At 43.5% G+C, this 23,097-nt stretch carries 30 protein-coding genes and 1 other annotated feature; of the genes, 14 read left to right on the top strand and 16 right to left on the bottom strand.

Annotated features, from left to right (window positions below; translation table 11 throughout):
• Positions 1-139 precede the first annotated feature (139 nt).
• Entirely contained in the window at positions 140-604 is a 465-nt protein-coding gene (locus tag JOD21_RS07170) for a hypothetical protein (protein ID WP_204728953.1), read from the bottom strand.
• A 216-nt stretch (positions 605-820) separates the two neighbouring features.
• On the opposite strand from JOD21_RS07170, the gene JOD21_RS07165 reads away from it, so the two are divergent.
• Positions 821-1,333, top strand: coding sequence for an RNA polymerase sigma factor (locus tag JOD21_RS07165; RefSeq protein ID WP_239581480.1), 513 nt, complete (start codon positions 821-823; stop codon positions 1,331-1,333).
• Positions 1,334-2,152 (top strand): signal peptidase I, encoded by an 819-nt coding sequence (lepB, locus tag JOD21_RS19560; protein ID WP_204728951.1) that lies wholly within the window; start codon positions 1,334-1,336, stop codon positions 2,150-2,152.
• 69 nt (positions 2,153-2,221) lie between these two features.
• Here lepB and JOD21_RS07155 read toward each other — a convergent pair whose 3' ends face one another.
• The 3 genes from JOD21_RS07155 to JOD21_RS07145 are packed head-to-tail and all read right to left on the bottom strand — an operon-like array spanning position 2,222 to position 3,999.
• Complete coding sequence (locus tag JOD21_RS07155; protein WP_204728950.1) at positions 2,222-2,695, bottom strand: tetratricopeptide repeat protein; 474 nt, start codon at positions 2,693-2,695, stop codon at positions 2,222-2,224.
• A 16-nt stretch (positions 2,696-2,711) separates the two neighbouring features.
• A complete protein-coding gene (locus tag JOD21_RS07150) occupies positions 2,712-3,371 on the bottom strand; it encodes an HAD family hydrolase (protein ID WP_204728949.1) in 660 nt (219 codons plus the stop codon).
• Between the two features lie 31 nt (positions 3,372-3,402).
• Entirely contained in the window at positions 3,403-3,999 is a 597-nt protein-coding gene (locus JOD21_RS07145) for a class I SAM-dependent methyltransferase (protein WP_204728948.1), read from the bottom strand.
• A gap of 131 nt (positions 4,000-4,130) precedes the next feature.
• Here JOD21_RS07145 and JOD21_RS07140 point away from each other — a divergent pair, with 131 nt between their 5' ends.
• Complete coding sequence (locus JOD21_RS07140; RefSeq protein WP_204728947.1) at positions 4,131-4,850, top strand: hypothetical protein; 720 nt, start codon at positions 4,131-4,133, stop codon at positions 4,848-4,850.
• Positions 4,851-4,894: 44 nt separating this feature from the next.
• Here the strand turns inward: JOD21_RS07140 and tyrS are convergent, their stop codons facing one another.
• A complete protein-coding gene (gene tyrS / locus JOD21_RS07135; RefSeq protein WP_204728946.1) occupies positions 4,895-6,109 on the bottom strand; it encodes a tyrosine--tRNA ligase in 1,215 nt (404 codons plus the stop codon).
• A gap of 80 nt (positions 6,110-6,189) precedes the next feature.
• Positions 6,190-6,439: a binding site (T-box leader), on the bottom strand.
• A 138-nt stretch (positions 6,440-6,577) separates the two neighbouring features.
• Positions 6,578-7,360 carry an MBL fold metallo-hydrolase gene (locus JOD21_RS07130; RefSeq protein ID WP_204728945.1) on the bottom strand — a complete coding sequence of 261 codons (783 nt, stop codon included), beginning with the start codon at positions 7,358-7,360 and terminating at the stop codon, positions 6,578-6,580.
• Between the two features lie 215 nt (positions 7,361-7,575).
• On the opposite strand from JOD21_RS07130, the gene trhO reads away from it, so the two are divergent.
• Positions 7,576-8,538 (top strand): oxygen-dependent tRNA uridine(34) hydroxylase TrhO, encoded by a 963-nt coding sequence (gene trhO / locus JOD21_RS07125; RefSeq protein ID WP_204728944.1) that lies wholly within the window; start codon positions 7,576-7,578, stop codon positions 8,536-8,538.
• 46 nt (positions 8,539-8,584) lie between these two features.
• Here trhO and JOD21_RS07120 read toward each other — a convergent pair whose 3' ends face one another.
• Positions 8,585-8,815: a hypothetical protein gene (locus tag JOD21_RS07120; protein WP_204728943.1), complete on the bottom strand. Its 231-nt coding sequence runs from the start codon at positions 8,813-8,815 to the stop codon at positions 8,585-8,587.
• A 246-nt stretch (positions 8,816-9,061) separates the two neighbouring features.
• Here JOD21_RS07120 and katG point away from each other — a divergent pair, with 246 nt between their 5' ends.
• The 5 genes from katG (at position 9,062) to JOD21_RS07095 (ending at position 15,362) form a co-directional block, all read left to right on the top strand.
• The gene (gene katG, locus JOD21_RS07115; protein WP_204728942.1) at positions 9,062-11,272 is read left to right on the top strand and encodes a catalase/peroxidase HPI; all 2,211 of its coding nucleotides are present in this window, start codon (positions 9,062-9,064) and stop codon (positions 11,270-11,272) included.
• A gap of 276 nt (positions 11,273-11,548) precedes the next feature.
• Positions 11,549-12,256: a 23S rRNA pseudouridine(2604) synthase RluF gene (rluF, locus tag JOD21_RS07110; RefSeq protein WP_204728941.1), complete on the top strand. Its 708-nt coding sequence runs from the start codon at positions 11,549-11,551 to the stop codon at positions 12,254-12,256.
• An 86-nt stretch (positions 12,257-12,342) separates the two neighbouring features.
• Positions 12,343-13,059: a YwaF family protein gene (locus tag JOD21_RS07105; protein WP_204728940.1), complete on the top strand. Its 717-nt coding sequence runs from the start codon at positions 12,343-12,345 to the stop codon at positions 13,057-13,059.
• Positions 13,060-13,108: 49 nt separating this feature from the next.
• Positions 13,109-14,599 carry an FAD-dependent oxidoreductase gene (locus JOD21_RS07100; protein ID WP_204728939.1) on the top strand — a complete coding sequence of 497 codons (1,491 nt, stop codon included), beginning with the start codon at positions 13,109-13,111 and terminating at the stop codon, positions 14,597-14,599.
• A 73-nt stretch (positions 14,600-14,672) separates the two neighbouring features.
• Entirely contained in the window at positions 14,673-15,362 is a 690-nt protein-coding gene (locus JOD21_RS07095; RefSeq protein ID WP_204728938.1) for a phosphatase PAP2 family protein, read from the top strand.
• Between the two features lie 77 nt (positions 15,363-15,439).
• Here JOD21_RS07095 and JOD21_RS07090 read toward each other — a convergent pair whose 3' ends face one another.
• Positions 15,440-15,592: a YpzG family protein gene (locus JOD21_RS07090; RefSeq protein WP_204728937.1), complete on the bottom strand. Its 153-nt coding sequence runs from the start codon at positions 15,590-15,592 to the stop codon at positions 15,440-15,442.
• A 194-nt stretch (positions 15,593-15,786) separates the two neighbouring features.
• Between JOD21_RS07090 and JOD21_RS07085 the strand changes: the two genes are divergently transcribed.
• Positions 15,787-15,975 carry a hypothetical protein gene (locus JOD21_RS07085; RefSeq protein WP_204728936.1) on the top strand — a complete coding sequence of 63 codons (189 nt, stop codon included), beginning with the start codon at positions 15,787-15,789 and terminating at the stop codon, positions 15,973-15,975.
• A gap of 4 nt (positions 15,976-15,979) precedes the next feature.
• On the opposite strand, the gene JOD21_RS07080 is transcribed toward JOD21_RS07085, so the two are convergent.
• Positions 15,980-16,234, bottom strand: a complete 255-nt coding sequence (locus JOD21_RS07080) for a hypothetical protein (RefSeq protein ID WP_204728935.1) — start codon at positions 16,232-16,234, stop codon at positions 15,980-15,982.
• A gap of 87 nt (positions 16,235-16,321) precedes the next feature.
• Positions 16,322-16,978 (bottom strand): TVP38/TMEM64 family protein, encoded by a 657-nt coding sequence (locus JOD21_RS07070; protein WP_204728934.1) that lies wholly within the window; start codon positions 16,976-16,978, stop codon positions 16,322-16,324.
• A 206-nt stretch (positions 16,979-17,184) separates the two neighbouring features.
• Here JOD21_RS07070 and JOD21_RS07065 point away from each other — a divergent pair, with 206 nt between their 5' ends.
• Positions 17,185-18,270 (top strand): NAD(P)H-dependent flavin oxidoreductase, encoded by a 1,086-nt coding sequence (locus tag JOD21_RS07065; protein ID WP_204728933.1) that lies wholly within the window; start codon positions 17,185-17,187, stop codon positions 18,268-18,270.
• A 38-nt stretch (positions 18,271-18,308) separates the two neighbouring features.
• Here the strand turns inward: JOD21_RS07065 and JOD21_RS07060 are convergent, their stop codons facing one another.
• Positions 18,309-18,539: a hypothetical protein gene (locus JOD21_RS07060; protein ID WP_204728932.1), complete on the bottom strand. Its 231-nt coding sequence runs from the start codon at positions 18,537-18,539 to the stop codon at positions 18,309-18,311.
• Positions 18,540-18,628: 89 nt separating this feature from the next.
• A complete protein-coding gene (locus JOD21_RS07055; protein WP_204728931.1) occupies positions 18,629-19,054 on the bottom strand; it encodes a membrane lipoprotein lipid attachment site-containing protein in 426 nt (141 codons plus the stop codon).
• 109 nt (positions 19,055-19,163) lie between these two features.
• Here JOD21_RS07055 and JOD21_RS07050 point away from each other — a divergent pair, with 109 nt between their 5' ends.
• Together JOD21_RS07050 and JOD21_RS07045 are read left to right on the top strand one after the other, a co-directional pair.
• Entirely contained in the window at positions 19,164-19,550 is a 387-nt protein-coding gene (locus JOD21_RS07050) for a DUF5412 domain-containing protein (RefSeq protein WP_041121601.1), read from the top strand.
• Positions 19,547-19,822: a hypothetical protein gene (locus JOD21_RS07045; protein WP_204728930.1), complete on the top strand. Its 276-nt coding sequence runs from the start codon at positions 19,547-19,549 to the stop codon at positions 19,820-19,822. Before JOD21_RS07050 ends, JOD21_RS07045 begins: the two co-directional genes overlap by 4 nt.
• A 110-nt stretch (positions 19,823-19,932) precedes the next feature.
• On the opposite strand, the gene JOD21_RS07040 is transcribed toward JOD21_RS07045, so the two are convergent.
• Positions 19,933-21,012, bottom strand: a complete 1,080-nt coding sequence (locus JOD21_RS07040; RefSeq protein ID WP_204728929.1) for a hypothetical protein — start codon at positions 21,010-21,012, stop codon at positions 19,933-19,935.
• Positions 21,002-21,520: a sigma-70 family RNA polymerase sigma factor gene (locus JOD21_RS07035; RefSeq protein WP_204728928.1), complete on the bottom strand. Its 519-nt coding sequence runs from the start codon at positions 21,518-21,520 to the stop codon at positions 21,002-21,004. Before JOD21_RS07035 ends, JOD21_RS07040 begins: the two co-directional genes overlap by 11 nt.
• A 159-nt stretch (positions 21,521-21,679) precedes the next feature.
• On the opposite strand from JOD21_RS07035, the gene JOD21_RS07030 reads away from it, so the two are divergent.
• Positions 21,680-21,901 (top strand): hypothetical protein, encoded by a 222-nt coding sequence (locus JOD21_RS07030; RefSeq protein WP_204728927.1) that lies wholly within the window; start codon positions 21,680-21,682, stop codon positions 21,899-21,901.
• A gap of 150 nt (positions 21,902-22,051) precedes the next feature.
• On the opposite strand, the gene JOD21_RS07025 is transcribed toward JOD21_RS07030, so the two are convergent.
• Together JOD21_RS07025 and JOD21_RS07020 are read right to left on the bottom strand one after the other, a co-directional pair.
• On the bottom strand, positions 22,052-22,603 hold the full coding sequence (locus tag JOD21_RS07025) for a nucleoside/nucleotide kinase family protein (RefSeq protein ID WP_204728926.1): 552 nt from the start codon (positions 22,601-22,603) through the stop codon (positions 22,052-22,054).
• Positions 22,604-22,711: 108 nt separating this feature from the next.
• The gene (locus JOD21_RS07020) at positions 22,712-23,065 is read right to left on the bottom strand and encodes a nuclear transport factor 2 family protein (protein ID WP_204728925.1); all 354 of its coding nucleotides are present in this window, start codon (positions 23,063-23,065) and stop codon (positions 22,712-22,714) included.
• Between the last annotated feature and the right edge of the window lie 32 nt (positions 23,066-23,097).

The raw sequence follows: 23,097 nt of genomic DNA, 5'->3' as shown, positions 1-23,097 counted from the left end.
AAGGGCGGACTAAAAAAGATCCAAACCGGGTTGGGAGCAGCACTCTTGACAGTTTTGTTCATATCAGGAGGCTCAGCGACCGCCGTCCGGAAAGCTTCCGCCTGAAGCGCAGTGAAACGATTAGAGGCTGAGACAATTTTTATAATGTTCCAGCCTCATCCTCAAACTCCCCCTGCTCCTTCAGATACGCTGCGTCCTGTTCGTTAATCGAAAAATACTCCACTTCATCCCAGCCTTCACCTGCGCGTTGACCAATGACCGCACCTTCCCCATTGAACCAGACTCTGGCTTCAATCAGACCGGTTGAATCTTTCGGGTTCAGCATCCATATATACATGTCCGCCGGATCAGCATTTGTTTCTCTTTCAACAGGCTGCTTATTCATGAAAATCATCATTGTGTTATCGACCACATGCTGATCTTCAAGATCTGTATAGATTTTAGCAATATCAATCTGCCCTGGATCCTGAACGTAGTCATTCGCATAGCCAATCCGCACTTCTCTGGACACTTCTTCGGGATTAAGAAACTGATTTGTAAAATATCCTCCGAAGAATAATAGTGCAGCAATTACTAAAAAACCTAGTGTTTTGAATTTCTTCAAGATTCGTACCCCCTCCGAAAAAACTGTTATCAGCTACTTGTATGATCAACTGTGATCAAAGTTCTATGACACGTTGGAATTTCTGGTATTTTTAGTATACATGATTAAATTGTCTGAAAAATAACTTACGAGTAAAAAGTCAGAAATTTTAGTGAAACCTGTTTGAGAAAACTGATGTCTATAAGGTATAGCAGAGGAGGTTTGCCATTGGAGAAGATGAATGATGAGACGTTAAGAGGGTATATGTCTGCACACGGTGAATATCTGATCCGACTGGCATATATGTACGTAAAGAGCTGGCAGTCTGCAGAGGATATTGTTCAGGAGGTATTTGTAACTTTTTATAAGAAATCCGATCAGTACAGAGAAGAGGCTTCTGTCAAAACATACTTATCAAAAATCACAGTGAACCTGTGCCATAACCATTTGAAAAGCTGGAAAAACAGAATCAGCCTATTTGCAGGAAATGCGTTCAGCAGTTCCTCTGATTACGAAACACCTGAAACACTTTTAACAAGTAAGCAGATCAAACATCAGGTTGCACAGACCATTCTGCAACTACCTCTTCACTATAGAGAAGTTATTTTGCTCTATTATTATCAGGAATTTTCGGTGACTGAGATCAGTCATATTTTAGATAGTCCTGAGGGAACGGTAAAAATCCGTCTTTCCCGGGCAAGAGCTGCACTGCGCAAAAAGCTGGATCAGTCTGATATGGAGGTGATCTGAGTGGATAAGTATAAAAAAGAAATTGATGGCATGATTGGCAGGGAACCAAGGTTTACAGATGAACTGGCAGACCGGATTCTTACCCGGGCAAAGAAAAGCAACCGGCGATTTCCTCCGCATCTGAGAACAGGTCTTGCTGCTGCAATCGTGTTTGCAGGGATGAGTGTTGTAACATTTACGATGCTTTCAGACAATTTAAACGGTCCGGGGCAGGAAGATGTATCCCACGTTCAGCCAGAGAGCGTCATCACTGATATGGAAACTTCAGAAGACGTGCCTTTAGTAGAGCCTACTGAAACGTCATTGCTGGTTGATTGGGGGCTGGACAGTATGGACCGCGGTGATCATCACTATATGACTTCCATTCAAAACCGTCAGCTTGTCGTTGAAACAGACGGCTACCACCTGACACGCGGGACTGTCATCTATTTCAAAACACCTGAGTCACTTCTCAAACAAAATCCTCAGGTGGGAGCCTATCAGATCGCCAGAGTTGTTGGCGTGCCTGGTGAGACTGTAGAGATTTCAGATGGGAAGGTATATATAGATGATCAAAGGCTGGAAACATTTTATGGTGAAGCTCATAACACAGGTATGACTCATGAGGAACTCTTGCAAATTGACAGACCTGATAACAGCAATGATTATAGTACTGAAGCTTGGTACGAATACTTTTCGACTGATATGTCAGCCGTTACAGTTAACGAAGATTCCTTATTTGTGCTCGTTGATAATTGGTGGCGCGGCTATGACAGCAGGGATTTCGGTCTGCTGAAGCATGGAGATGTAACAGGTGTTGTGATGGGATATGAGAAGTGATTGCGCTGGACAAGGGCTCATATCATGAGGTGTGCGATGCACTTCATGATATAAGCCTTCCCCGCTTGGCTACCAGACCTGATCAAGCTTATCGCTATAAAACAGAATGGCTTTTTTATAGGTTAAAATCGACTCATCATTTGTCGTATGAACCAGGGCGTGAAGCAATACTTCCATCGCCTGCTGGTACTGTCCAAAATTATACAGAACCATAGAGTAGAATACTTTGAATGTTTCCGACTTAGGGAAGACAAACATCGCCTCTTTTAAGGTATCAGCTGCCTCATCATGTCTTCCAAGTACTCGATAAGTACTGCCAAGCCCCAGGTATGCTCCTTCAAGCTCTTTGGCAGGCAGTCCAATTTGTATCGCCAACTCATAGTGCGGCACTGCTTCCTTTTCTAACCCTAGATTGTCATAGCACCAGGCCATTTGATACTGGTACACTGCATTGTCCGGTTCTCTTTCAAGCGTACGCTCCATAAGATCTCTTGCTTCTTCAAATCGCTTTTCTTCCCGCAGTTTCATTAATGTTTCAAGCATCAGATCAGTTCCCCTTTTATAATCGATCAGCCAAGTCCAGTAACTCCGCCAGGTCTTCTATGACTCCACTTGCCTCAGCGGGTCCCCAGTGCATATCCTTTTTCCATACTGTCTTCATTCCGACATTGTGTGCAGCCTTTATATCATTAAGCGGATGATCTCCCACGAAGACCGCTTCTTCTGCTGTGACATCCAGCTGCGCCAGAGCTCTATTGAAAATGTCCGGATCAGGCTTTCTTAAATTTTCGCATGCAGAGATCAAAACGGTATCAAAAAACCGCTCAATCTTTAACCCTTTAATGTTATCCATTTGAAACTGACAGCGGCCGTTTGAAATGATACCAAGTTTCAGTCCTCTATCACTCAGGCTTTTTAATGTCGTATGGAGTTGATCAAATCCAATACAGTAATATTTGAACTGATACAGATAATCCTGATACAGTTCTGACGGATCTATACCATCCAGACGAAACTCGCTGACCAGCTGACTGTACACTTGATCCTTTGACACATACCCTTTCGCATCCAATTCAACAAACCTTTTGATGTATGTATTTTTAGGAATTAGATGAAATATTTCTGAATATCTTTCATATTGATCTTCGAGTAGTTTGATTAATGAAGCGTCCCGATCAAGCAGCGTTCCATCTAAATCAAATAAGATTGCTTTCAGCATATAACCATCACTCCATGACCATATTTCCAACCTATTCCCCGTGCACTTTTCCTTCAAAAATGACAAATATTCCTTTACCAAACCGCTTTACATTGTTCACCTGTAACCCCGCCTCCTCAAACAGCTGAATCGTAGGACGGTTCAGGTGGCAGCCGTCACACACTGCTTTCCAGGCGGGTGTAAGAATATCCTGCATTCTACCTGCTTTGTCATGCTCAAGCTTCACATGTTCAAAGAAATGAAATGTGGCTCCTGGTTTACTCACCCGCTTCATTTCCTTAAGGGCTTTCACAGGATCAGGAATCGTGCAGAATACCAGTGTCCCTGTAATAGCATCGAAGGACTGATCAGGAAACGGTAACTGTTCAGCTTTAGCTGTATACGTCTGAACCGGGACCTTTGCACGTTTTACCTTTTCGGCTGATCTTTCAATCATGTCAGGATTCGGTTCAATCGCCTCTACATACGCGGCTTTCTGGTAAAAAGGGAAATTCGCCCCTGTGCCAAAACCGATTTCAAGCACGTCGCCTTTTATATCACGAAGCAGATTTCTCCTGATCCGTTCAATACCCGCTTTTTCCAGTGGTGCCATCACAACATCATAAACTGATGAAAATAACTTTCCCATGTGCACTCCACTCCTTATCTATCAATTTGATTTAATTATTTCACGATTTGGCAGGAATCACTCATTTTTTGGAGAATTTATTAATTTACCTGATTAATATGGTCAGGAATATAAATAAATGAGGTTGTTAAATGGAAAACCACACATTGTTATTTGAGCAGTCCAGGGCAGACAGTAAAATTTTCAGAAAGGATGTCTCTTTGTCAGAAGAACTGAAAGATCTATTCTTCGAAAATGTCTACACCCGTCTGAACAATTACGTCCTCAAGCGTCACGTTGTATCGATGTACCCCGATTTCCTTGAATTCGCAAGAACCTGCGAAGCACGACCTGAAAAAGAAGAATATGCTGCATTCCTCTTCTACTGGTGGCGACTCCTCGATGATACGCATAAAAACCCCGCTTCTAACATTTTCACAGAATTCCATGGTGAACATTTTCCCTTCTTCAAAAAACATCCTATTTTCCTCTCTTGGCTTAATCAGGCAAAAAAAGTTACTCCCGGATTTTATTTTACAGCGGGTCATATTGGAGGAAACGGCTGCACGCTGATTGACCTTAAAAGTAAAGAAGTCATCCAAGTAATGTTTCCTTCAAAAACACTTCCCTTTCCCCGCAAAGGCACAGTGGTCTCCTGCATACTTCTGCCATTTGCTGAACATCTCCACTTACCGCTCGCCATTTATCCATTTGAGTACAGTACCCGGGAAGAAATCGCGCCACACATTCATCACTATTACAGCGAACTGATAGATGAAAAAGATCCCTACATGGTATGGCTTCAAATGTTCATGTCTTTACTGCTGGTTGAAAAATACACTCTTTCAGGTGAAGAGCCGTGGAAGGACTAAGACGAGCGCCTGTATGATCACTTCAGACGCCCGTTCTGGAGGACTCATTTCACGAACTTCACGAACCGCTTCTTTCCAATCTTCAGTACGTCGTCATTCATCACAACCCTGTCCAGTTCTTCAGCGGTGATCTTTTGCTGATTCAAAGAAACGCCGTTCTGTCTGATCAATCTGACCAGCTCACTTTTACTTTTCACAAATCGCGCCTCAATCAATTGTGGAATGACATCTGCTAGCAGATCCTTCTCAAGGTCAACAAGAATTTCCGGAATGACATCAGGAATATCCCTTTGCTGGAAGGCAGTTTCAAAATAATGTTTCCCGGCATTCATACCTTCTTTCCCGTGATAAAGAGCAGTAATATGACCTGCGAGCTCAAGCTTAATATCGCGGGGATTTTCACCATGATCAAGCCGGTTCTTTATATTCTGCACGTCATCAGGATGTACATCTGTTGTCAGTTCAAAGTATTTAATAATCAGCTGATCCGGCACTTCCATGACCTTTTTGAACATAACTTCAGCCGGCTCCTGCACACCAATATAATTGCCGAGGCTTTTGCTCATTTTCTCTACGCCATCAAGCCCCTCGAGCAATGGCATAAAAATGGCGATCTGTTTCTCCATTCCTACATGCTTTTGTAAGGTCCGCCCCATCAGAATGTTAAAAGTCTGATCTGTACCTCCAAGCTCAATGTCAGCTTTCAATTCAACAGAATCCTGCGCCTGCATTAGCGGGTAAAAGAACTCATGCAGACCGATTGGCGTCTGGTTGTGGTATCGCTTCTGAAAATCATCTCTCTCTAATATTCTGGCAACAGAGGTTGAAGCAGCGAGTCTGATTACTTCTTCAAATGTCATATTTGATAACCACTCACTGTTAAACCGCACTGTTGTCTTTTCCTGATCAAGCACCCTGAAGATCTGATCAGTATATGTGATTGCATTCTCTTTTACCTGTTCATCACTAAGTGCTGTCCTTCCTTTCGCTTTTCCAGTGGGATCGCCAATACGTCCGGTGAAGTCACCGATCAGAATAACTGCATGATGACCAAGATCCTGCATTTGCTTAATTTTTCTGAGGACCACTGCGTGACCAATATGAATATCAGGAGCAGAAGGGTCGAGTCCCAGTTTGATCGTTAACGGCCGCTGTTCCTTAAATGATTTTTCGAGTTTTATCATCAATTCTTTTTCATCTACAATGCTTTCTGCACCTTTTTGGATGATCTTCATTTGTTCTTCCGGATGTAATAACATCTTCACTTCATCTCCCTGTCCTATTCATTCATATTGCAAGGTCTATAAGAGCAAACAAAAACGCCCCTTAGGGAAAATCCCTAAAGGACGTGAATTGGACACGTGTTACCACCTTTATTCGAGCACTGTTCGCACAGTACCCCTCTGTCAGTACGGCTATATGCCAGCGATACTGCTGCATTGATCACGGTCGCAACCCCGGTGCATCCTACTGTAATTTCAGTGCACAGCTCCCAGATGTATTCACTCTAACTCCACATGCGCCTCTCATCTCCCGGCAGCTTTCTGTCTGTTTCCGTCAGAGTTACTCGTTCCGTTCATCGCTTTTACTCTTATACTCCGAAATGCCTGAACAAATCTTTGTTATGCAGATATTATATGCAATTATAAGTAACTGTGAAAAAAAGTCAACTGAATTTTTATTAGAACGCTCCATTTCAAATCCAATTAACTGCATGCGCCACTTTCTTAAAACTTCACGCTAAATCCATTAAACTCATGAATACCTGTACCAAACCGGGCCAGATCATGCTCTCTTAAAAAACGTGCTGCATTTTTTGCTTCAAGCAGAATTTCCGGATCAAGTCCTACTGAATTATGAGAGCCAAATACTTTTGTCACTCCCTTAAGCGCAGCAATCTTTTCCCACGACTCAATCAGTGCCCCGGGATCTGTAGACGGATAAAAAGCGTAAACCGGCGTTTCATCATATAAGGTGTCTCCCGTAAACAAATAACCATTCGTCTCATCAAAAATTGAAATATGTCCTGGTGAATGCCCGGGTGTATGAATAATATGCAGCTTTCTGTTCCCGAGATCCATTTCATCTCCATCTTCAAGCAACCCAGTTGGCTCTCCTGTAAACGGCTCATACGTTTCAGGGTCAAATGAAGGTGGTACAGGCTTTGTAATCTCTTTACTGATCCCTTTTCTGACCTGTTCAATAGACAATCCGTCAATCCCCTTCACAAGCCATCTCTGATCAGCTCTATGAACATAGATATGTTCAAAGGAGCCATGCCCCCCAATGTGGTCTGTATGAACATGCGTTGTGATAACATAAATCGGTAACGTGGTAAGCTGATCTATCACTCTTGTAATATCATCAATCCCCAGTCCCGTATCAATCAGCACTGCCCTTCTCTCACCAATCAGTAAAAAAGAATGCACCTTTTCCCAATGTCCGTACTCACTAATCGCAAACGTGACTGCATCAATTCTCTCAACCGTAAACCAGTCATCAGTCAGCATTGTAAACGTTCCTCCCCTCTCATATTAGATCCAAGAATTTTTTATGAACTAAGACATTCAAGTTAGTCAGACAGTTAGAGGCATCTCTCTAATAAACATTCATTCCCTCTTCCTTTGATGTACATACCTCTGTTATAATATCTGATGGAGAGTTTTGAACAACTCTGCGCCATCAGGTTATTCCTGCAAAATAATATGATAGGTGGAAGAAAAAAATGGATTACAGAGTATTACTTTATTATCACTATACAAAGATCGAAGACCCTGAAGCAGTTGCTGCAGAGCACCTCGATTTCTGTAAGGAACTTGGTCTGAAGGGCCGTATTTTAGTTGCGCATGAAGGCATTAACGGTACTTGCTCAGGTACGATTGAGCAGACTGATGCCTATATGGAGACAATGAAAAACCATCCTTTATTCGAAGGGATTGTATTTAAGATTGATGAGGCTGAAGGGCATACTTTTAAAAAGATGCACGTCCGCCCACGTCCTGAGCTTGTGAATTTAAGTCTTGAGGATGATATTAATCCGAACGAATTAACAGGCCGTTATTTGTCACCGAAGGAATTTTATGAAGAAATGCAGCGCGAGGACACAATTGTTCTTGACGCGCGTAACACATATGAATACGATGTCGGTCACTTCCGCGGCGCGATCCGTCCGGATGTTGAGACATTCCGTGACCTGCCTAACTGGGTAAGAGAAAACCGTCACATGCTTGAAGGTAAGCGCGTGCTTACGTATTGCACAGGCGGAATCCGCTGTGAGAAGTTCTCAGGCTGGCTCGTAAAAGAAGGATTTGAAGATGCTGCACAGCTTCACGGCGGAATCGCAACTTACGGAAAAGACCCAGAAGTAAAAGGACAGCTGTGGGATGGTCAAATGTACGTATTTGACGAGCGCCTGACTGTTCCGATCAACCAGGTTGAACACACAGTTGTAGGCCGTGACCACTTTGACGGCACACCGTGTGAACGTTATATCAACTGCTCAAACCCGGACTGCAACAAGCAGATTCTTGCGCATGAAGAAAACGAAGAGAAGTACCTTGGCGGCTGCTCGATTGAGTGCGCTAAAAATGTACGCAACCGCTACAGCATCCGCATGGGCTTAACTGGTGAAGAAGTTGAAAAGCGCCTTGCCGTGTTAGAAGAAGAACTAACTGCAAAACAAGGCTGATAATCAAATAAAAGCTGCAGATGAGATGATCTCGTCTGCAGCTTTTTTAATCCCCGATTGATCGATAACCTCTTACAAATGCTCTCCCTCCAAAATAAATGGTGCAAACTAATAAGATAATGGCTATGACCATTTTTCCAGGGCTCGGCTCACCAAAAGTCCGATTATAAAAATCAGCAAGCGAAAACCCCATCCATTCCAGTAACCATGGGATAACGAACAATCCAATCATCAGACCAAGTGTCAGGTTCATGAGATACTTTTGTTTTCTACTCATCTCCCTCTCTCCTTCTGGTTCATTCGTGCTTATTTTCAGAATTTACTATACAATTGTAACATATAAAAGCGTTCTATTAGAAATCATTTCCTTTTAAAAGTTTTCGAGTGTTTTAGCTTTCACTTTTGTCAGTAATTTATTATAATTATAATCTGAGAATGGTTACAAAAATTATTCTCTGTTTTATGATGTACCAAAATGGTTATTTACTACTTATTTTTTATAAAAGAAAGGGGAATAACATCAATGGATAATAACGAAATGAACCACAGCAAAGCAGGTGCTGAACAGTGCCCATTCACTGGACAGAAATCAAGTGAGGAAAGCGCAATTACCACTGCAAAAGTTGGCACTACCAATAAAGACTGGTGGCCAAATCAACTGAATGTAAATATTCTTCACCAGCACGATAAGAAAACGAATCCGCTTGGTGAGGATTTTAACTATACAGAAGAGTTCCAGAAGCTGGACTACGATGCACTGAAAAAAGATCTTCATGAGTTAATGACAGACAGCCAGGATTGGTGGCCGGCAGATTATGGTCATTACGGCCCTCTATTCATCCGTATGTCATGGCACGCGGCCGGTACATACCGTACTGGTGACGGACGCGGGGGAAGCTCAACAGGTCAACAGCGTTTTGCGCCACTGAACAGCTGGCCGGATAACGCGAACCTTGATAAAGCACGCCGTCTTCTATGGCCGATTAAGCAGAAATACGGTAACAAGATTTCCTGGGCTGACTTACTTGTACTGACAGGTAACGTGGCACTTGAATCAATGGGTCTGAAAACGTTCGGTTTTGCCGGTGGACGTGCAGACGTATGGCACCCGGAAGAAGACACTTATTGGGGTCACGAGAAAGAATGGCTTGAAGACAACCGTTACTCAGGCGACCGTGAGCTTGAAAATCCGCTTGCTGCCGTACAGATGGGTCTTATCTATGTTAACCCTGAAGGTCCTAACGGTAACCCGGATCCGCTTGCAAGCGCACGCGATATCCGCGAAACATTCGGCCGTATGGGTATGAATGACGAAGAAACTGTAGCACTTATTGCAGGTGGACACACATTCGGTAAAGCACACGGTGCCGGAGATCCTGAAAAAGTCGGTCCTGCGCCGGAAGCAACCAATGTTGAAGAGCAGGGTCTTGGCTGGAAGAGCTCTCACGGAAGCGGTAAAGGCCGTGACACCATTACAAGTGGTGTAGACGGAGCATGGACTGCTAACCCGACTCAATGGGATAACGGATACTATGACCTGCTGTTCGGATACGAATGGGAACTGACAAAGAGCCGTTCAGGCGCTAATCAGTGGAAACCTGTGAATCCGAAAAACGAAGACCTTGCACCAGATGCTGAGGATACTTCAATTAAAGTTGAAACAATGATGACAACAGCTGATATGGCACTGCGTATGGATCCTGATTATGAAAAGATCTCACGCCGTTACCACCAGAATCCAGACGAGTTTGCAGACGCATTCGCACGTGCATGGTTCAAGCTGCTTCACCGTGATATGGGGCCAAAAGACCGCTACCTCGGACCAGAAGTGCCACAGGAAGAACTGATCTGGCAGGATCCAGTTCCAAAAGTGGACTATGAACTATCAGACAGCGAAGTGGCAGATCTGAAAGCAAAAATTCTTGATTCAGGTCTGACTGTAAGCGAGCTTGTGAAAACGGCATGGGCTTCAGCAAGCACATACCGCGGATCTGACTTCCGTGGCGGTGCAAACGGAGCACGTATCCGTCTTGAACCTCAGAAGAACTGGGAAGTAAACGAGCCTGAACATCTTCAAAAGGTACTATCAGTGTACGAAGGCATCCAGAGCGGACTTGATAAGAAAGTCAGCCTTGCAGACCTGATCGTGCTTGGCGGTACAGCTGCAGTTGAAAAAGCTGCAAAAGATGCCGGTGTTCACACTGACGTACTCTTCTCACCTGGACGCGGAGACGCAACAGCTGAGCAGACAGATGCAGAAAGCTTTGACGTACTTGAGCCGGAATCTGACGGCTTCCGTAACTACCAGCAGAAGGAATATACACTAAGTCCTGAAGAAATGCTTGTAGATAAAGCACAGCTTCTTGGTCTGACTGGTCCTGAACTGACTGCACTAATCGGTGGTCTGCGTGTACTTGGCGCGAACCATGGCGATACAAAACACGGTGTATTCACAGACCGCGTCGGCGTTCTATCAAACGACTTCTTCGTGAACCTGCTTGATATGAACGTTGAGTGGAAAGAAGTAGGCTTCAACCTTTATGAAGGTCGCAACCGCAAGACTGGCGAAGTAGTACGCACAGCTACACGCTTTGATCTTGTATTCGGCTCTAACTCAATCCTTCGTGCTTATGCAGAAGTATACGCACAGGAAGACAACAAAGAGAAATTCGTACGTGACTTCGCTGCAGCATGGGTGAAAGTGATGAACGCAGATCGTTTTGATTTGAAATAAGTTTTGAATGTGGAATCCGGAGAGCGCTTAGGTGCTTTCCGGTTTTTTTTTGCTTTTTTGGAGGTAGTCCATTATGCCTTATTTCCTGAATCATCTGTGAAATGTTCTGAACCTCACATGTAATCTCCTGAACACTCGATGAAATTTCCTGAACCACCACAAAAATCTCCTGAACCTCCTGCATAATCTCCTGAACCACGTCAGACTGCCACCCTTTCTCCCCTCCCCCCAAACCTGTTATACTAAATAAACGAATCTTATATAGGAAGTGACATTATGCGTTTAAATAAATTTATCAGTGACTCAGGAAAAGCCTCACGCCGCGGCGCTGACCGCCTGATTGAAGAAGGCAAAGTAAAGGTGAATGGCAAGAAAGCGAAAATCGGGATGCAGATCGAGCCTGGTGACGAAGTCCTCGTAAACGGACAAACGATCCGCCTCGCGAAAAACAATGTCTATATTGCTCTCAATAAGCCGGTCGGCATCACCTGCACATCTGAAAAAGGAGTAAAAGGAAACATTATTGACCTTGTCAATCATCCACTCCGTATCTCTCACGTCGGCCGACTGGATAAGGAATCAGAAGGATTAATTCTCCTGACAAACGACGGGGATATTATCAATGAGATCCTTCGTCCTGAGAATGAACACGAGAAAGAATACATTGTCTCAGTCGATAAACCGATTACACCTGACTTTATCAAACAGATGTCAGAAGGCGTGAACATTCTTGGCACAAAAACGAAGCCTGCCAAAGTCGTTGAACTGTCCAAGTTTGATTTTCAGATCACATTAACACAGGGGATGAACCGTCAGATCAGACGTATGTGTGAAGCACTTGGTTATGAAGTCTATCGCCTCCAGCGTACACGTATCATGAACATTCAATTGAACAATATGCCTGTAGGTCAGTGGCGTGACCTGACGAAAAAAGAGCGTACACAGCTGTTTAAAGAACTGGATTATGAACCGAAAGAATGGTAACCAATACCCGGACTGCTTCAATGTTAAAAGAAGAAGCAGTCCGGGTATTCTTTTACTATCGGACCATTATTGACTGAGGTGATCACATGTTTTCAGGCGAAGTGCAGCAGCGTTTTATCCTTTTCTCAACAGAACATATTGTCATGTTAATACTGTTTACCATACTTACCATTGCAGGATTAAAACTTTTCATTAGAGAGGACTTTGTCAAAAACACGCCCTTCTGGACGCTGCTTTTTGCAGGAGTTTTTATCATTTCAGAACTCAGTTATCAGATCTGGGCGCATTCAGTCGGGGTGTGGAGAGCATCTAACTTCCTGCCGCTGCAGCTCTGTTCATTCAGCACTTTTTTCGGCTTATTTTTATTATTCAAACCGAACCGTCCAATTTTTTATTTTTATTTCTATATCGCGATCTTTCCACCAATTTTCGCACTGCTGACACCTGATCTGGCGTATGCATTTCCGCACTATTTTTACTGGAAATTCTTCATTCAGCATATGGCAATCCCGCTTTCAGCTATATTTCTGCTGAGGCGCGACGGATATACACTGCCAAAAAGCTCAATCATCTATGCACTTGCACTGCTGAATCTGTGCACGCTCGGGATCTGGGGCGCGAACACCTTAACAGGAGGTAACTATTTCTTTTTGAATGGTCCCCCTGCTTCTGATACTGCACTATCCATTTTCGGTGAGGGTGTGTTTTATATTCTCGGACTGGAGTTAGCGGCACTCGTTGTTTTTATCATTACCTGGTGGCTTGGAAACAAAATGATCCGCCCCGCGCGCATTCAAAATTGATCACATCAATCTCTGTTATTAAGCTTTTCATTAGAGGAGTTGAATGAAGATGGCACGTGAAGAAATTATCGTCATTGGCGGCGGGATCGGCGGATTGACTGCGGGTGCTATGCTTGCCCAATCAGGCAAAAGCGTCACCATTCTTGAAGCATCGAGGGAATGGGGTGGCTGCGCAGGGAAATTTCAGCGTCACAAATTTCTATACGCCTCAGGCGCAACGCTTGGAATGGGACTTGAAAAAGGCGGCATTCATGAAAGGATATTCCGCCATCTGGGGATCAAAATAGATGCAGCAAGACTTGATGATGTGATGAAAATCAAACAGGCTGACAGAACCCTTACCTTTTATGCTGACCGGGAAAAACACGTGCAGGCAATGCAGCACGCCTTCCCTTCCCACTCAGATAACATTGCCGCTTTTTATCTGGAGGTTTATCGTCAGGCAGCAAAGATCCGTTTATTAATGAAGCAGCTTCCGATCCTCCCTGTAAAAACAGGTAAAGAAGCGTTTGAATTATTAACTTCACTGAAGCCCTCTCACGTGACATTAACCCCGGGCTTTTTCAAAACTGTCCACTCATTACTCAAAAAACATCACCTGCTTGACTGCAGAGATTTCATTCATTTTCTGGACGGTCAGCTGATCGACAGTATGCAAACGACAACAAAGGATTGTGCCATGCTGATGGGTGTACTTGCACTTGATATTTATCATGAAGGTGCTTATTACGTGCCGGGCGGTCTGTACCGGTTCGCTGAGGAACTGGTTGAAGCTGCTAAACGCAATGGTGCTAAAGCGATCCTCGGCAGGCGTGTGACTGAAGTGAGAAGAGTTGGAGACCATTATGAAGTTGAAGATCACCGCGGAAATATCAGGACTGCTGATCATGTGATTTGTAACGCACCTGTCCAGTCACTGCCTGATCTGATGCATCAGGATCTTTACGGGAAGCTTTCCATTAATCTGAAAAAGCGTTCAACACAGGATACCTGGGGCTCGATGACGCTATATATTTCATTAGACGAGGCATACTTACCGGATGATTTCCCGCTCTTCCAGCAGTTGATGAACCCTAGCGCTCATAGCCACGATGAAGGAAACCACTTATTTTTATCAATATCAGATAAAGAAGACAGAAAGCGTGCACCTGAAGGATTCAGAACGCTGACAGTCAGTACCCATATCGATTTAAGCAACTGGAAAACGCAATCACAATATGACCTGAATAAAGCAGCATTCATACAAAAGATGCTAAATACGATCAGGCATTATTACCCGTCAATTGATCAGGCGATTGTTGATGTGTATCCAGGTGCGCCGAAAGCCTGGGAGCGGTTCCCTCATCGTCCAGGAGGCGTCGTCGGCGGTTTTGCCCAGACAAGGTCACACTCACTGTTTCTCAGTCTTTCTCACCGTACCTCACTTAAGAATTTCTGGCTTTGCGGAGACTCCGTTTTTCCCGGGGGCGGAACAATTGGGGTTTCAGTAAGCGGTTATCATTGCTATCACTCCATCACAGGGCGCAAATTAATTCAGTAAGTGCGCCCTTGCAAGTTTCTTCACATATAAACTCGGGAAAGCATACTGTAAAACTTAAAGGACGTGTCGAAGTATGCTGAATACCCTGAAAGCAATTCCTGTCAGGACGTACATATTAATCGTAACAGCACTGGTCATTATCGGCAGTGGCTTTTACATATTTACAGAACTTGGAGAAGATGTACTGGAAAACGAGAAATTCATGATCGATCAGCAGGCAGCTGACTTTGCTGACAGCATCGCTACACCAGGCATGATGACATTCTTCGCCTGGATCACTGAGCTTGGATCGGTCTGGGCATTGACTGCAGGATCACTGATCATGATTGCTGTTCTCTGGTATTTTTATAACCGGAAGAAATGGAGAATCATCTACTTCGTGATTGCAATGGGTGGTATCACCATTTTGATTACAGGACTTAAAGCAGCATTCGGAAGGGACCGGCCAAACTTAATCGAACAGTACGACGGAACGGGCTACAGCTTTCCTAGCGGTCACTCAACCGGTCCGATTGTCTTTTACGGATTTATTATTTATCTCATCATCAGAAGCAGGATGAATAAGCTGGGAAAATGGATCATTAATATTGCTCTTGGAATCCTGATTCTCCTGATTGCATTCAGCCGACTCCCGCTTGGCGTTCATTATTTTACGGATGTGATTGGCGGGTTATCGCTTGGATTGACATGGCTGGTTACCTGTATTGCCATTCTGGAAATCACACTCTGGAGATCCGGCCTGAAAAAGAAAAAAGAATTATGATTTCGCTGTGATCACTTTCTTCAACGTAAAAGAAGGCTCAAAAATGAGCCTTCTTTTTTAGTCAGTCTGACACATCATTATGATTGACGTGCTTTGACGTCCCTTTTCAGAATGTACGTACTCTGGGACATCTCAGTCTGCCCATTCACTTGAGAATGTGTCCGCTTCGGCCTTGTCCAGTTGTGACAGAAAAGCTGAGAATGCTGATCCAATCGATCTTTATAGCTCATCTTTTAGCACCTCTTTCAAAGGATTAAGCAATATATCCCTTAAGGAATATGTATAATAGTATTTTGTAAAATGACTGATATTATAAGTGCATGATTATGGAAATTGCCTTAAGGAACAGCATAGTCCATTGATAAAAACAACTTCTAATATATGGTATAATAAATTCAATACCTATTTGAAAGGGGCAAAATTTATGTGGATCTTCTTCAGTTTTATCGCGGGTGTTCTGCTGCTTGGCGTGTATGCAGACCGTAAACAAAAGAAAAACAGGCATAGCGCCAACTACCATCCTCCAACTCATCCCGATGCCAATCCCGGAAGCCATTCAACCCATATAGCCAGCGTCCACAGAGAGAGCGGTGGAGAAAACAGCGGATTTTAATCCTCTATTCTCCTGCAACTGCAGCCTCTGTACATGAACCGCCGGGCTCATAGTTCAGTGATCTTGCCTGTTCGAGATCAGACTGCTCAATATAGTTTGACGGTTCATCCTGTTCAAAGCATTCAGGAAAAACGAACGTATTATCACTATGATCAAGAATGACCTGAGGATTAGGTTCCTGTGTCACACTGTTATAAATCACGATTCCTCCTACAGCTACTACAATAACAACTGCTAATGCAATTAAAGTTTTTTTCATATTAACTCCCTGCCTGACTTCATTAAAATCATTGATATATCATCAGTTTATCAGGATGAAGCTGATATCTGAAGCAACAAGTCCGCATCATTCACTGCCATTGGTTCTTCCCTGTAAATATGACTTGATTTTATCCCTGAATAACATCGGGACAATAAAGATCACAGCGAAAATCGTAACTGCAATGATGATGGTTTGCGTACTGTCTGAGCCGGTACTGAATCCTAAAAATGTATAAGCAAACGTGCCCGGTATAATACCGATCAGTGTTGCAAGCGCAAATGGTAATAGACGAACCTTGGACGCCCCTGCTGCATAGCTGATCAAATCAAAGTTGAAAAGCGGCACCAATCTGAGCAGCAGCACAATAAAAAAGCCGTTGTGCTCAAGCTGATCCTGAAGCTTCTCTCCCCTCTTGCCAAGCTTCTCTTCCACCCTTTTAGCGCCTGCTTTTTTAGCAAACATAAATGCGAGAATTGCCCCGGCTGTCGCACCAGCCATCGTTAACAGGGTCCCGTATAAAGGCCCAAAAGCCAATCCACCGGCAAGTGACAAAACGGATGCCGGAAACAGAATGAACGGTCTGACTGTATATAATACGACATATAAAACCGGCGCGAGAATGCCCACAGATAAAATCCAGCCCCGTATTCTGTCCGGTGATAAATCGAGTACTGTCTGATTTAGAACAATTAATCCTGCAACAATGGCCGCAATGAGTATCCAGCCGCCCCACTTTTTCATCTATATCACCTCATCTTATGTATCCATCCCACGTTGACACTGTATGTTACCTCCATGGTACCTTCAAATCATTTTCACGTCATATTTCCGGTGCAGTGAACTGTTCTTTCGTTTTATATCTGTGACTTTATTTTCCTTGCTAATGCCTGCCTGTTTTAATACTAAAAATACCTGTATACTGGAAGTAAAATGGCAGAGGTGATGACATGTTTCAAAATGACTGTACAAAACTGCTTGGGCTCCGGCATCCAATTGTTCAGGCGCCAATGGCTGGCGGTGTGACCACAACGCTACTCGTAACTGAAACAGCAAAGTCAGGCTGTCTCGGCATGATTGGTTCAGGGTATTTAACAGCACAGCAGCTGCATGATCAAATACTGGAGATTCAGGCAGAAACAAATCAGTTTGGTGTGAACCTTTTTGTTCCGACCCCTTTTACTGTGAATGAATCGGATGTCAGTGAGGCTGCTGAGCGATTACAGCCCTTTAGTGAGAAGTTGGGCCTTGGGTCAGATGTGCCGGCTATTAAAACGTATGACATGTTAAAACAAACGTTTGATCAGCAAATAGATGAGATTATCTCACTGAATGTACGGGTCTGTTCTTTTACATTCGGCTTGCCTTCTGATGAGGTTGTGAATCGCCTTAAGTCAAACGGAACGATATTGATTGGCACAGCGACTACTGTAAAAGAAGCCATTGCTGCAGAAAAAGCAGGGATGGATCTTGTGACGGTTCAGGGAAGTGAAGCCGGCGGGCATCGGGGAAATTTCCTGCAACACCAGGAACAAAGCATGATCGGGCTGATGTCACTCATTCCACAGGCTGCTGATGCCGTCAGCATTCCGGTGATCGCTGCAGGAGGAATCATGGACGAACGGGGAATGGCAGCTGCATTCATGCTTGGCGCGCAGAGTGTGCAGATGGGAACAGCATTTCTTACTACCAAAGAAAGCGGTGCGAATCCATTACATAAAGAAAAAATCCTCACTTCACATGAAGACGAGGTGATCATGACACGGGCATTTTCAGGTAAATGGGCACGCGGACTGCTGAATACATTTACTGAAGGAATGCGTGATGCTAACATGCCTGACTTCCCTATCACAAACAGCCTGACAAAACCGATCCGGCAAGCTGCAGCAAAACAGGAAAATAGTGAGTATATGTCATTGTGGTCCGGGCAGAGTCCAAAACTTGCGAAAAGTGAATCTGTGAGGGAGATGGTTGAGTGGGTCAGTCAAGAAGCTGATGTGTTAATCAGACACTTTGCTAATCGGGGACAAAGCTGAATATCATTAGTTCAAAAAGACGCATTCAACGCGTCTTTTTAATTTGGCTCGGCCTGTTTTTTTGTTATGTAATAGTTAAGCAGGTAGACAAGCACGACGCAAACACTCGTAATCAACAGTACATTGAGGGCGTAAGACGCATCAAGCTCTGCCAGGCTTGTCGGTTTGGTTTCTCCAATGCCGGCAAACTGATAGGCTAGTCCTTTATAATCGATAATGATGATAGACATAATAACGCCTGTCACAACACCTGCTATCAGCTTTTTCATTGTTTTTTCTCCTTTACATGATTTTTATTTACCAATATTTTACCATAACGTGACTATTATATGTGGCACAGATTGGAAATATGAAAAAATCAGTGAGTTCTGCCTATCGATCTTTGCATATGAAGTGCTGCTGACCCTTCTTTTCCTCCTGTCACTTTGAAGTGCCACTCCTCACCTGGAATGAAATCTATGCTCATTGATTGATCAACAGGCATTCGATTTTTGTCATTTTGATCACCCAACAGATAAAGATCAAATGATGTATGTCCGGCAGACGTAAAGTCTTCTCTTAAAATCTCAATCACCAGGTTATCCCCCTTTGCTATCGCTGAGCCGTCAGCATTCACCACTGTGGAAGAAGTATCTCCCAGATGAAGTTCAATTCCATACACTTCAATATCAGTCTGATTTTCAAAATGTAGTGTCATTCCATTACTTTTTGTTTCCGCACCACTGCTGCATGAACATGCGGACAAAAATACTACAGCACACAATATGAAAAATATTTTCCTCATCATAAGATCCCCCTTTTCCAATAAATTCATTATAGAGGGTTGTTTATTGATAATCAATAAATTATTATTGAATTATAAATAAAATTAATTGATAAGCGGAGGTTTCGCGATGAAAAAACTTACTACATTTAAAAAAGTAATGCTGGGCTTATTAACAGGTATGCTTGTGCTAGTGGGAGGATTCGCATTTCTTATTTACTGGCTGTTTTACGATATGGACCGGCTGCCTCAGGGAGAGTTTATAACGGAAGAAACCTCTCCTGATGGCACGTATACGGTAAAGGCTTATCGCACGAACGGCGGAGCCACAACTGCATATGCGGTAAGGGGTGAACTGGTGACGAACAATAGCGGAAAGACTAAAAATATATACTGGCAATACCGTAAAGACGCTGCGGAAATTACTTGGCAAGATGAGGACACGGTTATGATTAACGGCATTGAACTGGATGTGCCGGGTGAGAGGTATGATTATCGGAAGGAGGGTGATGGGTGATCGTAACACACATTCGAAGTCTGCTGCTTGTTGGCATTGTCATGACTGTTGTTGTTTATGAGTTCATTCAGATAAAATACCACGACATTAAAACAGCTGTAGCAGCACAGGAGCAAGATATACAAATCATATCGATTGCCCAGATCGGGGGATGGGGTGAGTGGTTTCAGGAATATTCACTGGTGATTGAAAAAGATGAAAGTGAATATAGAATCTGGACGGATACAGATGGGGATATATATGATTGGGAAGCGCTAGATGAAGGCTCGTGAAATTCCTCCTGATATCCATGAAGTTTTTCGCGTGGTTCATATCAAAATGTAATTTATACCTGTTTGATAAACATAAAAATCCACTCCGGGCAAAGCCGGAGCGGATCAGGTCAAGGCTCCAATATATACATAGCAAAATCAGGGCCTTCACTATTCAATACAAGTGTTCCTTCTTCAGTAAATCTAGGTCTCGTCAGCCGCTCTTCAATATGATCCAGCGTATTCAATGGCCGGACTTTTAATTCATCAAGCTCATATAACATCACTGTATCACTCTCACTAGCAGCAACACTTAAAGCAATACGATTCCCGTCTGCAGCAAATTCATCAAACTCAGGTGTCTGAATCTCCTGGACTTCACCGGTTTGACTTTGTGCCTGGAGCAACACAGGCAATTCATCTTCATTGCGCCCCTGACTATAGATGAATTCGCCACTCCACTGGACGTATTCTACGATTTCAAATGGCAGTTCGATTTCATTTACCCGTTCCATTGTCTGGATGTCGTAGATGAAAATCTTCGTTACACCATCATTTTCTTCGGGGATCACAATCTGATTTCCCTTTAACGCGGATTTGCTGTGACTTCCACCTATAGTTTCATGCAACAATTCCACTTCCTGATTATTCAGATCCATCACGTAAAACCCTTCTCCTCCGCTTTGATAGACAAGTGTATTCTCTTTGATGGACAGATCAGCAAAGTACCTTCCCTCTACTGTAGTTACCTGCTGGTTACTTCTGTTCATCACATTGAGCACTGCACCACCTTCTGCAGGATCAGACCATATAAGCCATTTTTCTGTAGCTGCAAAGTTATACGCTGTGCCCGGTAACGATACCAGCTGCTCTTTCCCTGTAGACTCGCTATAAGAATATAGCCCGGTTTCTTCAGGAAAAATCAGCTCTGACGTTTCATCCACATAGATGGCATTGATCAAAGAGGGGTATGGCGTGTCAGGCACAACCAGCTTTTCAATCGTCATATCCTGAGCGGTACGGTTGGACGTCAGTTCAGGAACAATCAATACAGCCACCATGATCAGCACCAAGACACCAGCTAAAGCCGGGAACACCTGAAACCGTCGTTTCTTTCGTTTATGAATACGCTCAAATACAGCTTCTTTTTCAGCGGAAGTGAAATGAAGTGACTTAGGCAGTGACTTTTCAAGTTCGTGTTTAATACTCATAATCACCCTCCTCAATCGAGATCCTCGCAAGCTTTCTTCCTCTTGAAAGCCTCGTCTTCACCGTATTTGGTGAACACGCCAGTATCTCTGAGATTTCGTTCACCGTCAGTTCATCATAATAATACAGCCAGATAACCTCCCTGTATTTCACCGGCAGTTCTTTGACCAGTTCACCAAGTGTACGGTTCCCTTCGCTTTTAATATACTGATCTTCAGCTGACGATCCCTGCTTAAAGGTGCGCAGCCTGTCAGCAAATTCGACTTTACGAAAAGACCAGCTCCTCAAATAGTTCTGAGCCTCATTCACGGCAATTCTGTAGAGGTATGTCTTAACAGACGACCTTTTTTCAAACTGCTCAAAACGCGTGTAAAACTTTACGAATGTATCCTGCAGAATATCTTCTGCCTTTTGAACATCTTTAACATATGTATAGATCAGCCTTTTCAAATAGTCACCATGCTCCTCCATGGCGTTCCGGAGCAGACGGTCTTTCTCATCATTCTTCAAGCCGGCACCTCCTTTCTATATAGGTTGGACAAAGCTGGGGTGGGTGAGGTTTCAAATATATTGATAATGATCATATATCGTTTTTGTCAGCCATTTTACACGCTCAATTTGAGTCAATTCAAAAAACTTAATGAGGCAGAGGTTTTATACTAGGAGGGATTGAAGAAAATCAGCCAACAAGCAACGGTCAAAGTGTGGGAAGCAATCTTCGAGCAACCGATCGCCAATGCAGAACAGCTGAAAAAGATCATAGGCCTCGCACCTTCAATAGTCAGAAAAGCCATTCGTCAGCTCACCGATTTAAATATGATTTTTGGAGATGACAGACAGCGAAACAGACGGTATTATCAGTATGATTTAATTAGAGTAATGAATAGTTAAACGAGCTATCAAATTGGATAACTCGTTTTTCGCTTTCTAAAATCAGACTCCAAAAAATTGTACGACATAATGAAAAGCGAAATAAATTGCTATGTATAAAATGCTGGATATCGGACAAACTGATTTTATCCCCTATTTGATAGGCCGGTCTCATGATTGAGACTGGCTTTTATTTTTGAGGCAGGTCATGACTTCAGCAACAAGATCATCAGGATTTTTAGTTCCATCAAGTACATAATCAGCATTCAGCTTTACAGTCTGCTCCATATGCAGATATGCGCGGCGACTGTCTCTCAGGTAATGCTGCAATTCCTTCATCACACTCCCAATATCACGATACTCCTGATCTCTCAATACTCTCCTTGCCATTGCAATATCAAGCGGTGTATCAAGATAGAATGAATGATGGATGGTTTGCGCTACTTCTTCCTGCAGGTAACTGAAAGGATAATCAAGAATGAGATATGCCGGAGCATCTGCCTGATTCAATGCTTTTTCTATTTTTTTAATCAGTGGTTCCATGCCCCATTCGTTCAGATCTCCTCCTGCATCAATCCATGCTGTTAAATCTTCAGGTGCTTTTTGAAAATCTATTTTGTCAAAATATAAGGCAGCTGAGTCCGATAAAGATTGCAGCAGACCGTTTGTAAGGGTGGTTTTCCCTCCTCCGGATACTGCTGCAATTGAGATAACGATTGTCATGATTGATTCTCCTTTATCGATTCGTCTTGTTTGTGGGCTGCGGCGACCATTTCTTCAATTTTGAAGTCACTCCTTCAGACCGCGCTCACCACCATATTTCACCCCGGTTCAACTCGAAGCAGCCACTGTCCCCTGATGAAAAATCATCTGCCAGCCTGCCTTCTCTTTCTTCCAGATCGAACAGCGGTTAGCAACCTCTCCAGTCACTTGATAACAGGTCTGAAAGAGAGCCTGAACAGTGTCTTCTGACAGCAATCGGATATCGTAATCAAGGATCTCCACATCAATCGTTCCTGCCCCGCCTTCTGTCATCAGATCTGCTTTCATGAACCTGCCGCCTGATTTACCAAATTCAATGAACTCGTCATGAATAAGACGATCAAGATCCTCAAGTGATAACCGCTTTGTATTGTCCAGCAGCTCTTTTTCATGAAACAATATGATTTCTTTCAAATAATCCATTTCTCTCCCTCCAATCATAAAACGCACTGCCA

This window comes from Jeotgalibacillus terrae (assembly GCF_016908195.1).
Classification (GTDB): Bacteria; Bacillota; Bacilli; order Bacillales; family Jeotgalibacillaceae; genus Jeotgalibacillus; species Jeotgalibacillus terrae.
Note: the sequence above shows the minus strand (reverse complement) of the source record. Positions and strands in the feature narration are given on the sequence as shown.

Bases quoted from the DNA above. Each gene is read 5' to 3' on its own strand.
- JOD21_RS07060 (WP_204728932.1), bottom strand. From the start codon at position 18,539: ATGAAAAAGCTGATAGCAGGTGTTGTGACAGGCGTTATTATGTCTATC.
- JOD21_RS07090 (WP_204728937.1), bottom strand. From the start codon at position 15,592: ATGAGCTATAAAGATCGATTGGATCAGCATTCTCAGCTTTTCTGTCAC.
- JOD21_RS07065 (WP_204728933.1), top strand. From the start codon at position 17,185: ATGTTTCAAAATGACTGTACAAAACTGCTTGGGCTCCGGCATCCAATT.
- JOD21_RS07055 (WP_204728931.1), bottom strand. From the start codon at position 19,054: ATGAGGAAAATATTTTTCATATTGTGTGCTGTAGTATTTTTGTCCGCA.
- JOD21_RS07085 (WP_204728936.1), top strand. From the start codon at position 15,787: ATGTGGATCTTCTTCAGTTTTATCGCGGGTGTTCTGCTGCTTGGCGTG.
- JOD21_RS07145 (WP_204728948.1), bottom strand. From the start codon at position 3,999: ATGGGAAAGTTATTTTCATCAGTTTATGATGTTGTGATGGCACCACTG.
- JOD21_RS07050 (WP_041121601.1), top strand. From the start codon at position 19,164: ATGAAAAAACTTACTACATTTAAAAAAGTAATGCTGGGCTTATTAACA.
- JOD21_RS07100 (WP_204728939.1), top strand. From the start codon at position 13,109: ATGGCACGTGAAGAAATTATCGTCATTGGCGGCGGGATCGGCGGATTG.
- JOD21_RS07105 (WP_204728940.1), top strand. From the start codon at position 12,343: ATGTTTTCAGGCGAAGTGCAGCAGCGTTTTATCCTTTTCTCAACAGAA.
- JOD21_RS07080 (WP_204728935.1), bottom strand. From the start codon at position 16,234: ATGAAAAAAACTTTAATTGCATTAGCAGTTGTTATTGTAGTAGCTGTA.
- JOD21_RS07095 (WP_204728938.1), top strand. From the start codon at position 14,673: ATGCTGAATACCCTGAAAGCAATTCCTGTCAGGACGTACATATTAATC.
- JOD21_RS07070 (WP_204728934.1), bottom strand. From the start codon at position 16,978: ATGAAAAAGTGGGGCGGCTGGATACTCATTGCGGCCATTGTTGCAGGA.
- JOD21_RS07025 (WP_204728926.1), bottom strand. From the start codon at position 22,603: ATGACAATCGTTATCTCAATTGCAGCAGTATCCGGAGGAGGGAAAACC.
- JOD21_RS07150 (WP_204728949.1), bottom strand. From the start codon at position 3,371: ATGCTGAAAGCAATCTTATTTGATTTAGATGGAACGCTGCTTGATCGG.
- trhO (WP_204728944.1), top strand. From the start codon at position 7,576: ATGGATTACAGAGTATTACTTTATTATCACTATACAAAGATCGAAGAC.
- tyrS (WP_204728946.1), bottom strand. From the start codon at position 6,109: ATGTTATTACATCCGGAAGAACAAATGAAGATCATCCAAAAAGGTGCA.
- JOD21_RS07130 (WP_204728945.1), bottom strand. From the start codon at position 7,360: ATGCTGACTGATGACTGGTTTACGGTTGAGAGAATTGATGCAGTCACG.
- JOD21_RS07165 (WP_239581480.1), top strand. From the start codon at position 821: ATGAATGATGAGACGTTAAGAGGGTATATGTCTGCACACGGTGAATAT.
- JOD21_RS07155 (WP_204728950.1), bottom strand. From the start codon at position 2,695: ATGCTTGAAACATTAATGAAACTGCGGGAAGAAAAGCGATTTGAAGAA.
- JOD21_RS07020 (WP_204728925.1), bottom strand. From the start codon at position 23,065: ATGGATTATTTGAAAGAAATCATATTGTTTCATGAAAAAGAGCTGCTG.
- katG (WP_204728942.1), top strand. From the start codon at position 9,062: ATGGATAATAACGAAATGAACCACAGCAAAGCAGGTGCTGAACAGTGC.
- JOD21_RS07040 (WP_204728929.1), bottom strand. From the start codon at position 21,012: ATGAGTATTAAACACGAACTTGAAAAGTCACTGCCTAAGTCACTTCAT.
- JOD21_RS07120 (WP_204728943.1), bottom strand. From the start codon at position 8,815: ATGAGTAGAAAACAAAAGTATCTCATGAACCTGACACTTGGTCTGATG.
- rluF (WP_204728941.1), top strand. From the start codon at position 11,549: ATGCGTTTAAATAAATTTATCAGTGACTCAGGAAAAGCCTCACGCCGC.
- JOD21_RS07140 (WP_204728947.1), top strand. From the start codon at position 4,131: ATGGAAAACCACACATTGTTATTTGAGCAGTCCAGGGCAGACAGTAAA.